The sequence below is a fragment of the Ruegeria sp. MALMAid1280 genome (genome assembly GCF_049195285.1).
Classification (GTDB): Bacteria; Pseudomonadota; Alphaproteobacteria; order Rhodobacterales; family Rhodobacteraceae; genus Ruegeria.
In genome coordinates this window covers 857,750-871,091 of the sequence record NZ_JBMIRT010000059.1, presented here as the reverse complement: position 1 = coordinate 871,091, position 13,342 = coordinate 857,750, and the positions used below count along the sequence as shown (strand labels likewise).

At 58.3% G+C, this 13,342-nt stretch carries 8 protein-coding genes and 3 tRNA genes; 5 read left to right on the top strand and 6 right to left on the bottom strand.

What is annotated here, in order from left to right; translation table 11 throughout:
- Window positions 1–11 precede the first annotated feature (11 nt).
- The 3 genes from uvrA to ACOQFT_RS21170 all read right to left on the bottom strand — a co-directional run bounded on the left by uvrA (window position 12) and on the right by ACOQFT_RS21170 (window position 3,244).
- Window positions 12–2,870 carry an excinuclease ABC subunit UvrA gene (uvrA, locus tag ACOQFT_RS21180; protein WP_421599814.1) on the bottom strand — a complete coding sequence of 953 codons (2,859 nt, stop codon included), beginning with the start codon at window positions 2,868–2,870 and terminating at the stop codon, window positions 12–14.
- A gap of 176 nt (window positions 2,871–3,046) precedes the next feature.
- Window positions 3,047–3,123 (bottom strand) — tRNA-Asp (locus tag ACOQFT_RS21175).
- A 44-nt stretch (window positions 3,124–3,167) separates the two neighbouring features.
- Window positions 3,168–3,244: transfer RNA gene (locus tag ACOQFT_RS21170), tRNA-Asp, on the bottom strand.
- Between the two features lie 351 nt (window positions 3,245–3,595).
- On the opposite strand from ACOQFT_RS21170, the gene ACOQFT_RS21165 reads away from it, so the two are divergent.
- The 3 genes from ACOQFT_RS21165 (at window position 3,596) to ACOQFT_RS21155 (ending at window position 7,221) form a co-directional block, all read left to right on the top strand.
- Window positions 3,596–5,308, top strand: coding sequence for a M10 family metallopeptidase C-terminal domain-containing protein (locus tag ACOQFT_RS21165; protein ID WP_421599813.1), 1,713 nt, complete (start codon window positions 3,596–3,598; stop codon window positions 5,306–5,308).
- 124 nt (window positions 5,309–5,432) lie between these two features.
- A tRNA-Val gene (locus tag ACOQFT_RS21160) sits at window positions 5,433–5,507 on the top strand.
- Window positions 5,508–5,634: 127 nt separating this feature from the next.
- Window positions 5,635–7,221 (top strand): APC family permease, encoded by a 1,587-nt coding sequence (locus tag ACOQFT_RS21155; RefSeq protein ID WP_421599812.1) that lies wholly within the window; start codon window positions 5,635–5,637, stop codon window positions 7,219–7,221.
- Between the two features lie 32 nt (window positions 7,222–7,253).
- Here ACOQFT_RS21155 and lon read toward each other — a convergent pair whose 3' ends face one another.
- From lon to ACOQFT_RS21140, 3 genes are all read right to left on the bottom strand, one after another.
- Window positions 7,254–9,662, bottom strand: a complete 2,409-nt coding sequence (gene lon, locus ACOQFT_RS21150) for an endopeptidase La (protein ID WP_421599811.1) — start codon at window positions 9,660–9,662, stop codon at window positions 7,254–7,256.
- A gap of 213 nt (window positions 9,663–9,875) precedes the next feature.
- On the bottom strand, window positions 9,876–11,006 hold the full coding sequence (gene tgt, locus ACOQFT_RS21145) for a tRNA guanosine(34) transglycosylase Tgt (RefSeq protein WP_421599810.1): 1,131 nt from the start codon (window positions 11,004–11,006) through the stop codon (window positions 9,876–9,878).
- Between the two features lie 64 nt (window positions 11,007–11,070).
- A complete protein-coding gene (locus ACOQFT_RS21140; RefSeq protein ID WP_421599809.1) occupies window positions 11,071–11,982 on the bottom strand; it encodes a nucleoside hydrolase in 912 nt (303 codons plus the stop codon).
- A gap of 184 nt (window positions 11,983–12,166) precedes the next feature.
- On the opposite strand from ACOQFT_RS21140, the gene ACOQFT_RS21135 reads away from it, so the two are divergent.
- Together ACOQFT_RS21135 and ACOQFT_RS21130 are read left to right on the top strand one after the other, a co-directional pair.
- The gene (locus tag ACOQFT_RS21135) at window positions 12,167–13,057 is read left to right on the top strand and encodes an SPFH domain-containing protein (RefSeq protein WP_170325515.1); all 891 of its coding nucleotides are present in this window, start codon (window positions 12,167–12,169) and stop codon (window positions 13,055–13,057) included.
- Entirely contained in the window at window positions 13,057–13,335 is a 279-nt protein-coding gene (locus ACOQFT_RS21130) for an NfeD family protein (RefSeq protein ID WP_421599808.1), read from the top strand. Before ACOQFT_RS21135 ends, ACOQFT_RS21130 begins: the two co-directional genes overlap by 1 nt.
- Window positions 13,336–13,342: the final 7 nt, after the last annotated feature.

The window sequence follows — 13,342 nt, the reverse complement described above, 5'->3', positions numbered from 1 at the left end:
AGCCCCTTTTTTTACTCCGCCGCCACGCGCGCGCCATCCAACATCTGTTTCAGATACCGGCCGGTATGGCTGCGCTCGATAGCGGCCACGTCCTCGGGCGTTCCGGTTGCCACGATCTCACCGCCGCCGTCACCGCCTTCGGGGCCGATGTCGATGATATGATCGGCGGTTTTCACGACGTCCAGATTGTGTTCGATCACAACAACCGTATTTCCCTGATCCACCAATTCGTGAAGCACTTCCAACAACTTACGCACATCTTCGAAGTGCAGCCCTGTGGTCGGCTCGTCCAGAATATACAGAGTCCGTCCGGTTGAGCGTTTCGACAGTTCTTTGGACAGTTTTACCCGCTGAGCTTCACCGCCAGACAGGGTGGTCGCCTGCTGGCCAACCTTGATATAGCCCAGCCCAACCCGCGCCAGAGCATCCATCTTATCGCGGATCGACGGCACGGCCTTAAAGAACTCCTGCGCGTCTTCCACTGTCATATCAAGGACATCGGCGATGGACTTACCTTTAAACTTGATCTCCAAAGTCTCGCGGTTATACCGCGCGCCCTTGCAGGTTTCGCAGGTTACGTAAACGTCCGGAAGAAAGTGCATCTCGATCTTGATGACACCGTCACCCTGACAGGCTTCGCACCGACCGCCCTTGACGTTAAAGCTGAACCGACCGGGTTTGTAACCGCGCGCCTTTGCCTCGGGCAGACCCGCGAACCAGTCTCGGATCGGGGTGAAGGCCCCGGTGTAAGTCGCTGGATTCGAACGCGGAGTCCGCCCGATTGGGCGCTGGTCAATATCGATGACCTTATCCAGGTGCTCCAACCCTTTGATCGTCTCACAGGGCGCTGGCGTCTGGCGCGCACCATTCAGACGCATCGAGGCGGTCTTGAACAGCGTCTCGATGGTTAGCGTCGACTTGCCGCCGCCGGACACACCGGTCACGCAGACGAACTTGCCCAGCGGGAAATCGGCGGTGACGTTCTTCAGGTTGTTCCCGGTCGCTTTGACGACCGAGACCTTTTTCTTGTTTCCCTTGCGCCGTTTCGCCGGAACCGGAATCTCGCGGGTACCGGCCAAGTATTGTCCGGTCATCGAGGCCGCATCGGATGCGATCTGATCGGGCGTGCCTTCGCTGACCACCTGCCCGCCATGCACACCGGCGCCGGGACCGATATCGAAAACGTAGTCCGCCTCACGGATGGCTTCCTCGTCATGTTCGACGACAATCACGGTATTCCCCTGATCGCGCAGGTTCTTGAGAGTGCCCAGCAACCGGTCGTTGTCGCGCTGATGCAGACCAATCGAAGGCTCGTCCAGCACATACAGAACCCCGGTCAGACCCGAGCCGATCTGGCTGGCCAGACGAATCCGCTGGCTTTCGCCGCCGGACAGGGTGCCGCTTGAACGGGACAGCGTAAGGTATTCCAAACCCACGTTATTCAGGAAACCCAGCCGCTCGCGAATTTCCTTCAGAATCGCCCGTGCAATCTCGTTCTTCTGAACGCTCAGATGGTTCGGCGCGTCTTCGACCCAGGCCAGCGCCTCTTTGATCGACATCTGAACGACCTGCCCCACATGCAGACCGGCGATCTTGACCGCCAGAGCCTCGGGACGCAGGCGATACCCTTCGCACGAACCGCAAGGCCGGTTGTTCTGGTAGCGTTCGAACTCTTCCCGAATCCACGCGCTATCAGTTTCGCGATAGCGGCGTTCCATATTTGGAATCACGCCCTCAAAGCTGCGGGTGACCTGATAGACGCGCCCGCCTTCGTCATAGCGGAACTGGATTTCCTCGTCACCTGAACCACGCAGAAACACTTGCTGCACTTTCGCAGGCAGGTCCTTCCACGGCGTGTTCTTGTCAAACTCGTAATGGCGCGCGATGGCCTCAATGGTCTGCAGGAAATACGGCGATTTGCCCTTGCGCCACGGAGCCAAGGCACCGTCATAGAGTTTCAATGTCTGGTCCGGCACCACCAGCCGTTCGTCAAAGAACAGCTCAACGCCGAGACCATCGCAGTCCGGGCAGGCCCCGAAGGGTGCGTTGAACGAAAACAGGCGCGGTTCGATTTCGGGGATGGTGAAGCCGCTAACCGGGCAGGCAAAATTCTCGCTGAATGTAATGCGTTCCGGGTCACCTTCGCGCGGCGCGGTTTCCAGAACGGCGATGCCGTCCGCCAGATCCAGAGCTGTGCGCAAGCTGTCAGCCAGACGCGTCTCCATCCCTTCGCGCACGACCAGACGGTCGACCACGACATCGATATCGTGGCGGAACTTCTTGTCCAGAGCGGGCGGCTCATCAAGCTCGTAGAACTCGCCATCCACCTTTACGCGCTGAAAACCCTGCTTACGCAGTTCGAGGAATTCCTTTTTATACTCCCCCTTCCGGTCCCGCACGATGGGCGCCAGAAGATAACCGCGGGTGCCCTCCTCCATCGTCATGATGCGGTCGACCATGTCCTGCACCTGCTGCGCCTCAATCGGTTGACCAGTGGCGGGGCTGTAGGGCGTCCCTGCGCGGGCAAACAGCAGACGCAGGTAGTCGTAAATCTCGGTAACCGTACCAACGGTCGAGCGTGGGTTCTTCGACGTCGTTTTCTGTTCGATCGAAATTGCCGGGGACAGGCCGCTGATGTGATCCACATCGGGCTTTTCCATCATGTCTAGGAACTGGCGCGCATAGGCCGACAGGCTTTCGACATAGCGGCGCTGGCCTTCGGCGTAGATCGTATCAAACGCCAACGAGGACTTGCCCGAACCCGACAGGCCGGTGATCACCACCAGCTGATCCCGCGGGATATCGACGTCGATGCCCTTGAGGTTATGCTCGCGCGCGCCGCGCACCTCGATATTCTTCAGATCAGCCATTTTGGCCCCCAACACACAAGTGTCCTAGAAATAGGCGAGCGGCACCGAGTCTCCAACAGAAAAGTTAGAACAAAGTGTGAACTATCGGAATATTGCCGACATCTCCTGACATCAAAACCCCGAACCAATGTACGCCCCTTGAACGGGGTTCGAATTTCATTGGCATATAAGGGAAATGGCGCGGTTGACGGGGCTCGAACCCGCGACCCCCGGCGTGACAGGCCGGTACTCTAACCAACTGAGCTACAACCGCGCATCTATTTCGTGGCCTATGACCTGGACCAAGGATGGCAGCGATGGCGCGGTTGACGGGGCTCGAACCCGCGACCCCCGGCGTGACAGGCCGGTACTCTAACCAACTGAGCTACAACCGCCCGCTGCCCGTTCGTTGCTGAACGTTGGGGTGTATTATGGCTACGGTCGGGCAGCGTCAAGCGGCGTTTTGAAGTTTTTTTCCAGATCGCAGAATTTGTTCCCCGCCGCGGGGGCACATCACCTGCCAACCGCACCATTCACGCATTCATCGTCCATTGGGATTTGCCGCAGCTATGGGCCGGAATCACTAACCCGAAACACTTGCAGAAATCCCATGGAATTAGCCCTGCGCGATTCCACGTCAAACACGCATAAGATGTGCATCTTCGCATAAATCCGACCCGGCCGGAGGCCCCCCTGGCACGATCACGTATTCCTTTGCGGACAGTTCCGTACAGGGTTTCGCGAATATGTACGAATACGAAAAACAGGCCTTCCGCCAGGCTTTGGCCATCATCGAGACCTTCATCCCGATTGATTTTGTCGAAGTTGGGTTCCTCGCGCCTCAGGGCTCCCACTACGAGAACATATCGTGGGGTCTTGTGCACTCAGACACCCTGGGCGGTGGTTTGGGCTTTCACCAGGTCCCAGGTAATGACGGCATCTTCCTGCAAGACTTCAACATCCCAACCTTGTTCGGGATGTTCTCCTATAACACCCCCCTGTTCAGCCAGGAAGCGCTGGCCATGGGCGGTGAAGGATTCGCAACCATTGTGCATGAAATCCTGCATGGCCTTGGCCTGGCCCACCCGCATGACGATGGAGGACTCTCGTCCATCTTCGACGGCGTGACCGAACCCTTCGGCGACTATGGTACCGACGGTCAAAATCAGGCCGTCTACACGATCATGTCCTATAACTCGGGCTATGCATCGAATGTCCCGGTCACGGACTATACCTATGGTCAGGCAGCGGGACCGATGGCACTGGATATCGCCGCTTTGCAGGCCATTTACGGCACGGTCGCGCATGCCACGGGTAACGACGTCTACCAAATCAAGGGCACGAACGGCGCGGGGACGTTTTGGAAAGCCATTTGGGACACCGGTGGGAATGACTCGATTTCCGCAGTTGGCGTATGGAGCGATGTCTACATCAATCTCAACGATGCCGATCTTGAAGGCAGCGACGCAGGCGGGCAGATATCTTCTGCGGCGGGCGTTGCTGGCGGGTTCACCATCGCCAACACCGTAGTCATCGAAAACGCGTTCGGCGGTAACGGAAGTGATTGGTTGGTCGGCAACGAAGTCAACAACTACCTGGCCGGTGCCGTTGGCAACGACACCCTTTCCGGGGCGGCCGGCAACGACTGGATTTTCGGCGGTGCAGGCAATGACACGATTACCGGCGGCTTAGGCAACGACACTCTGTCGGGTGACAATGGTAACGACTGGTTTGTAAGCAAAGACGGCGACGGCAACGACACGATCGACGGCGGTCAGGGTTGGGACTGGTTGCAATACTCGGGCACCAGCGGGGCCACCGTTGACCTGTCGAACGACAGCGCGCAAAGCACCGGCTATGGCACCGACACCATCCAGAACATCGGGCACGTTATTGGGTCCGCGCAGAACGACACCATCACTGGCGACGAAACTGTCAACTACCTTGTGGGTAATGCCGGTAACGACGTTATCGACGGCGGTATTAAAGACGACGTCCTGAGGGGTGGCGCTGGCAACGACACCGTACTCGGCAGCCGTGGCTGGGATAAACTCTACGGCGGCAAGGGTGATGACATCCTGGTCGGTGGCGTCGGACGGGACGACATGACCGGCGGGGCCGACAGCGACACGTTCGTCTTCAATTCGATCGACGAAGGTTCTGCCATCCGTCAAAGCGCCGACCTGATCCGGGACTTCACCCGCGGAGAGGACAAGATCGACCTGAGCGCCATCGATGCCAGCACGGTTCTGGTCGGCGACGACACCTTTGTCTTCAACGGCGAAACCCCGGCAACGAACTCCGATCAGGGCGAGGTTTACTACGTACACAGTGACTACGAAGGCACCCTATATGACAGGACTTTCGTCTACGTGGACACTGATGGCGACGAAGAACCTGAGATGATGATCAAACTTGTTGGTTTGCACGATCTGACCGCAGACGACTTCATCCTTTAAGGTCCTGAATCACAGCAACAGGCAGCGGGTCTCTGCTGCCTGTTTTTTTGTGCCTGCATTTCCAAGAATTGCGCGTCAGGCGCTCTTGCAAGCCACCAGAACTCTCTGTATTACGCGTCCTCACGGGTGATTAGCTCAGTGGTAGAGCGCTTCGTTCACATCGAAGATGTCAGGAGTTCAAATCTCTTATCACCCACCATTCCCCTATTTGCACGGCTGCGTTGGTTTTCCCTGCCCTGACAGGTGCTTGCCAGAAATCGTCGCAGTTGCTTATCCTGTCCTGAACAGCCGCATCACCATGCGGCGATGAGGGATGGGGTGCGGTCGTGGCCAGATTGAAACGAGATATCGGCCTGCTCGGCCTGACTTTCATCTCGGTCGGCGGCATCATCGGGTCCGGTTGGTTGTTTGGCCCCCTTCTCGCCGTTCAGCACGCAGGTCCGGCTGCCGTGATCTCGTGGATCATCGGTGCCGTGGCCATGTTCGTGCTGGCGATCACCTTTGCCGAGATCTCGGCCATGCTGCCGATCCCCGGCGGCATTGCGCGTGTGCCGCAGTTCTCGCATGGCAATATCGTCTCGATGTCGATGGGATGGACGGCCTGGATCGGCTATAACACCACTGCCCCGATCGAGGTTGAGGCCATGCTGAAATACCTCGCCCCCTATGCTCCGTGGCTGCATACGGCAGAAACCGGAGACCTGACCGGAGCGGGCATCACCGTCGCCATGTTCTTCATGTTGCTCTTCGTCGCGGTCAACGCATTGGGCGTCAAGTTCTTCACTCAGGTAAACGCGGCGCTGACATGGGCCAAAATCGCGATTCCGGTCGTTTTGACCGCCCTGCTGATCGTCAATCGTTTCGACGCACAGAATTTCACGCAGCCAGACGGGTTCGCGCCTTACGGGTTGCAGGGCATCTTGGCGGCTGTTTCCACCGGAGGGGTCATCTTTTCCTTTATCGGATTTCGCCACGTAGTCTACATGGCTGGTGAGGTCCGAAATCCGAAATTCGCCATCCCCGCTGCGCTGGTCCTGTCCATAGTGCTGTGCGCGGCCATTTATCTGGGCCTGCAAATAGCCTTTGTCGGGGCACTGGATGCTGACATGCTGAAAAACGGCTGGGCCGGCCTGAGTTTCGGCGGCCAGGGCCCGCTGGACGGCGTCATCATCTCGGTCGGGTTTGTCTGGTTTCTGAGCGTTCTGAACATCGGATCGGTGATCGGGCCGTTTGGCAACGGTCTGGTTGCGACGGGGTCAAACGCCCGGATCGCCATGGCCTTGTCGAAAAACGGATTTCTGCCGGAGCGATTGATGACGCTTTCCTCATTCGGTGTGCCTTTGTGGGCGCTGGCACTGAACTTTCTGATCGGGGTACTGTTTCTGCTGACGGTTCCGTTCACCACTGTCATCGCGCTCAACGGTGCCGCAATTGTGTTGTCGTTCGCGGTTGGCCCGATTGCTGTCGTGTGCCTGCGCCATCTGATGCCGGATCACCCACGATCCATCCGCATCCCCGCCGTAAAACTTGTCGCCATGTCTGCATTTGCCATCGCAACACTGGTCGTCTACTGGAGCGGCTGGGACACGGTCTGGCGCCTTGGCATCGCGCTGATCATCGGGATGACCCTGCTACTGGCACGGTTTCGCAACCGGCTGGATGAGATGGACGTGACCGAAGCCCTGTGGCTGTTGCCTTACCTGATCGGGATCGGGTTAATTTCCTATCTCGGTCAGTTCGGGAACGGCGCGCTAAAGCAAATCCCGTTCGGATGGGACATCGCGTTGTGTGCGTTGTTTTCTGGAGTGATCTTTGGTCTCGCGGTACGCTCGGCTCTGCCCGCAGAAAAGTTTCGGGAATACCTCGCCGAGGAAGAGATTCTGGACCCGAAAAAACCCATTGTCGGGTTGTAAAAAAGGCGGGGTCGCCCCCGCCTTTGATCTGTTTAATGTGCTGTTGCGGATCGCCCGGCATCTTCGGCCGCCTTGGCCGCCGCTGCTGCGGCCTCTTCCGCCGCCTCATCCCATTCAACCGGCTCCGGCTCGCTGATCAGCGCGTGTTTCAGCACTTCCGAGACATGCGTGACCGGGATGATCTCCAGCCCTTCTTTCACGTTGTCCGGAATCTCGGCCAGGTCCTTTTCGTTCTCTTCCGGGATCAGAACGGTCTTGATGCCACCCCGCAGAGCCGCCAGCAGTTTCTCTTTCAAACCGCCGATCGGCATTGCGTTGCCACGCAGCGACACCTCGCCCGTCATCGCGATATCCTTGCGCACCGGAATGCCGGTCAGCACCGACACGATCGAGGTCACCATCGCCAGACCGGCCGACGGGCCATCCTTGGGCGTCGCCCCGTCCGGCACGTGGACGTGAATATCCAGCGAGTCGAATTTCGGCGGCTTCACCCCGATCTGAGGTGAGATTGACCGCACGTAGGACGAGGCCGCATCGATGGATTCCTTCATCACATCACCCAGCTTACCGGTGGTCTTCATCCGCCCCTTGCCGGGCAGCTTCAGCGCTTCGATATGCAGCAGATCACCCCCGACCGAGGTCCACGCCAGACCGGTGACAACACCAACCTGGTCGTCCTGTTCGGCCAGACCATAGCGGTATTTCGGCACGCCCAGGAACTCATCCAGATTGTCGGGCGTCACGGTGACCTCTTCCGCCTCTTTCTTGATGATCTTGGTCAGAGACTTCCGCGCCACTTTGGCGATTTCACGTTCAAGGTTCCGCACGCCCGCCTCGCGGGTGTAGGTGCGGATCATCTTCTGCAGCGCCTCGTCAGTCAGTTCAAACTCCTTGGCTTTCAGACCATGGTTCTTGACCTGTTTGCTGATCAGGTGCTGCTTGGCGATCTCGCTCTTTTCCTCTTCGGTATAACCGGCCAGCGGGATGATCTCCATCCGGTCCAGCAGCGGCCCAGGCATGTTGTAGCTGTTCGACGTGGTCAGGAACATCACGTTGGACAGGTCATATTCGACCTCAAGGTAGTGGTCCATGAACGTGCTGTTCTGTTCCGGGTCCAACACCTCGAGCATTGCCGAGGCCGGGTCGCCACGGAAGTCCTGACCCATCTTGTCGATCTCGTCGAGCAGGATGAGCGGGTTCGTGGTCTTCGCCTTTTTCAGCGCCTGAATGATCTTACCGGGCATCGAGCCGATATAGGTCCGACGGTGACCGCGAATTTCGGATTCGTCACGCACGCCACCAAGCGAGATGCGAATGAACTCACGCCCCGTGGCCTTAGCAACCGACTTACCCAAGCTGGTTTTACCCACACCCGGAGGGCCAACAAGGCACAGGATCGGGCCTTTCAGCTTTTTCGAACGCTGCTGAACCGCCAGATACTCGACGATCCGTTCCTTGACCTTCTCAAGGCCATAGTGGTCGTCATCCAGAATTTCCTGCGCCCGACCCAGATCCTTTTTGACGCGAGATTTGGTGCCCCACGGCAGCGACAGGATCCAGTCCAGATAGTTGCGCACGACGGTGGCTTCAGCCGACATCGGGCTCATGTTGCGCAGCTTTTTCAGCTCGCCTTCGGCCTTCTCGCGCGCCTCTTTGGACAGCTTGGTTTCGTTGATCTTGGCTTCCAGTTCGGCAACTTCATTGCTGCCGTCCTCACCATCGCCAAGCTCTTTCTGAATGGCCTTCATCTGCTCATTCAGATAATATTCGCGCTGCGTCTTCTCCATCTGGGATTTGACGCGGGTCTTGATCTTTTTCTCGACCTGCAGAACCGACATTTCGCCCTGCATCAGGCCATAGACCTTCTCAAGCCGCTCGCTGACACTCAGCGTCTCAAGCAGTTCCTGCTTTTGCTCGACCTCGATACCCAGATGGCCCGACACAAGGTCGGCCAGCTTGGCAGGTTCGGTGGTCTCACCGACGGCGGTCAGGGCTTCCTCGGGGATGTTCTTGCGCACTTTGGCATAGCGCTCGAACTCATCCGCAACGGTGCGCAACAGCGCTTCGGTCGTGGTGACATCGCCCGGAATTTCGGTCAGATACTCGGCGCGGGCTTCGAAAAACTCTTCGTTTTCAAGGAAATCCGTGATCTGCACACGTGCCTGCCCTTCGACCAGCACTTTGACGGTGCCATCGGGCAATTTCAGCAATTGCAATACGTTGGCCAGGACGCCCGACCGATAGATGCCGTCCACAGTCGGATCGTCATCACCCGGATCAATCTGACTGGACAACAGAATCTGCTTGTCGTCCTGCATCACTTCTTCCAATGCGCGGACGGATTTTTCCCGACCCACGAACAGCGGCACGATCATATGTGGGAACACCACGATATCGCGCAGCGGAAGTACGGGGTACGAGGAATTCAGAGGCTCTTGCATGCTCAATCCTTATCGTTGGCAAGACGGCTCCGGTCCCTGAATAAGGCAACGCTCGGCCATCTCCTGTCTTGGACGATAAAGGTGGGGCCTCATCGCCCTTTTTCAACCTTACCGTCGTGTATCACGATTCAGAATGACCCGAGGCTTTCCGGACTGCAAGGTATCGCGCCGACATATCCACCATTTTTGCACAATGGCGGGATCGCAGGGTGATTAAAGCGGCTCGATATCCCCCTGCGCCCGTTGCGCGTGGAACTCGGCCTGCCAAGCCTCGAAAGTGCCTGCCGCGATTGCGTCGCGCATTCCTTGCATGATTTCCTGGAAGTAATGCAGGTTGTGCCAGGTCAGCAGCATCCCCGAGATCATCTCGTTCGAGCGGAACACGTGATGCAAATACGCACGCGAGTAATTTGAACAGGCCGGGCATGTGCAAAGCTCGTCCAATGGGCGCGGATCATCGGCGTGGCGGGCGTTTTTGATATTCACGACACCGTATCGGGTGAACACTTGCCCGGTGCGGCCCGAGCGTGATGGCAGCACGCAATCCATCATGTCGATACCGCGCGCGACGGCGCCCACGATGTCATCAGGTTTCCCGACCCCCATCAGATACCGTGGCTTGTCGGCCGGCAGAAATTCGGGCGCGTAGTCGAGGCAATCGAACATGGCCTCTTGCCCCTCGCCCACGGCCAGACCACCGACCGCGTAACCTTCGAATCCGATCTGCTTCAGCGCCTCGGCGCTTTCCTCGCGCAGGTCCCGCTCCAAGCCGCCCTGCATGATGCCGAACAGCGCGTGGCCGGGGCGATCTCCGAACGCTTCACGCGACCGGTCGGCCCACCGCATCGACAGGCGCATCGACTCGGCGATGCGCTCCCGAACCGCAGGCAAGGCCGGGCATTCGTCGAAACACATGACAATGTCAGAGCCCAGCAGCCGCTGGATCTCCATCGACCGTTCCGGTGTCAACTCGTGTCTTGAGCCGTCCACATGGGATTTGAACGTCACGCCCTTTTCGGTCAGCTTGCGCAGACCAGCCAGCGACATGACCTGAAACCCGCCCGAGTCGGTCAGAATGGGCCGTTCCCAATTCATGAACTTGTGCAGCCTGCCCAACCGGTCAATGCGTTCAGCCGTAGGGCGCAACATCAGGTGATAGGTATTGCCCAGCAGGATATCCGCCCCGGTTGCACGTACGCTTTCGGGCATCATCGCCTTGACTGTCGCCGCCGTGCCGACGGGCATGAAGGCAGGCGTCCGCACCTCGCCGCGCGGCGTGTTGATCACGCCGGTTCTGGCCTTGCCATCTGTGGCTTTCAGGTCAAAAGAAAAACGCTCGGTCATGGGGTTGCCTCGGGGTCGCTGAACCGGGTGGGATGTGCCCGATCTGACGGGCCATTGCAACCCGTCAGGGCAGTGACGCGACGCGCTCGGTAAACAGGTGCACGACCCCTGCCCCGTCCACATTCCGGCACACACGGACCGAAGGCCGCGACGGATCGGGGCGGGTCGCGCCAAACTCTGGCCCTTCGGTCACCACGCTCAGGCCGGTTTCGACCATGTCGAACATCGGCTCGTGCGTGCAGGCAATCACCGCAGTTGAATCGTGCAGACCGCACCCTTCGAGCCCGCCAACCTCTTTGTAGAATTTCAGATAGAACCGAGAAATATCGCGCAGAAACCCGCCCATATCCCTGGATCGTTCGGCCAGCGCTTCGAAATCTGCAGTTTCGTAGAGGGTTTTCAACGTCACATCCAATCCCACCAGCACGGTTTCCGGCGGTGTGGCAAAGACGATATCCGCGGCCCGGGCGTCGTGATAGATGTTGGCCTCGGCATGATGGTTCACATTGCCGGGGCAATAGACAGCGCCACCCATGACAACCAACCGACTGATATTGCGCGAAAACTCAGGGTCAAGCTGCATGGCCAGGGCGATATTGGTCAATGGGCCAACCGCGCAGACGACCACCTCGCCCTTATGGCGGCGCGCTGTTTCAACCAGAAACTCGGCCGCCGACAAATCGTGGTTTGTGCCGATTTCAGGGATTTCAGTAATGTCGCCAAAGCCTTCCGGGCCATGCACGTGCTCGGACGGGGTGTGATGGCTCTGCCCCAGCGCGTATGAGGCCCCCTCGGCAACTGGTGCGGCCAGACCCAGTTTATCCAGCAAAAACCGCGCGTTGCGGCTGGATTGGTGCACATGCGTGTTGCCAAATACCGTGGTCAGCCCGATCAGGTCGATTTCGGGCGCGGCTGCGGCATAGGCGATTGCCATGGCATCGTCGATGCCGGGATCTGTGTCGATGATCAGTTTCATCCCCGCCCGATACCGCAAACACCTTGGGATGCAAAGCGGTCACAATTGGAAAATTCCGCGCTGCAACCACAGTTTCATAGATTTGCTTCCACGCCTGTTCACCCCATACCAGAGTTGAAAACGGGCGACTCAATCCCCACATGTATACTATAGTACACAATAAACGAGGACAGAAATGATAGGCATGAACGAAGACCAGATTGTTGGATTGCTGACGTCAAACATCATTTACGTGTTAGCGGCGGTGCTAATCGTCGTTGTCATTTTCAAAGGCATCAAAATCGTTCCACAATCTGAAAAATATGTGGTCGAACGGTTCGGCCGCCTGCATTCGGTGCTTGGCCCCGGCATCAACTTTATTGTTCCTTTTCTGGATGTTGCTCGCCACAAGATATCCATTCTTGAACGCCAGTTGCCGAACGCAACGCAGGACGCGATCACCAAGGACAACGTGCTGGTGCAGATCGACACCTCGGTGTTTTACCGAATTCTCGAACCGGAAAAGACAGTATACCGTATTCGGGACGTCGACGGTGCGATTGCAACAACCGTGGCTGGCATCGTGCGGGCGGAAATCGGTAAGATGGACCTGGATGAGGTCCAGTCGAACCGTGCGCAATTGATTACCCGCATCCAGGAAAGCGTCGAAACCGCTGTTGACGACTGGGGCATCGAAGTGACCCGTGCCGAGATTCTGGACGTGAATCTGGATCAGGCAACCCGCGACGCAATGCTGCAACAGCTGAACGCCGAACGCGCCCGCCGTGCTCAGGTGACCGAGGCCGAGGGTCAGAAACGCGCGGTCGAACTGAACGCCGATGCCGAGCTGTATGCTGCCGAGCAAACCGCAAAAGCCCGCCGTATTCAGGCCGAGGCCGAGGCTTACGCAACCGGCGTGGTCGCCAAGGCCATTCAGGACAATGGCATCGAGGCCGCGCAATATCAGGTAGCCCTGAAACAGGTTGAGTCGCTGAATGCGCTGGGAAAAGGAAATGGCTCGCAAACCATTGTTGTGCCCGCCAACGCGCTTGAGGCCTTTGGCGATGCCTTCAAGATGCTGAGAGGAGGAAAATAATGGCCGATCCCTTCTGGCTGACCTGGTGGATCTGGCTGGCCGCGGCGCTGGCGCTTGGTATCCTCGAGATCGTGCTGCCCGGATTTATCTTTCTGGGCTTTGCGATCGGGGCGGCAATCACCGGGTTGCTGCTGGTCATCCCCGGGATGGCGCCCTCGCTGCCGGTTTTGCTGCTGATCTTCGCGGCATTGTCCCTGGTCGCGTGGCTGGTGCTGCGGCGTGTCTACTCCCTGCCCCATGGTCAGGTGAAGACCTTCCGGCACGACATCAACGACTAAGAACTGC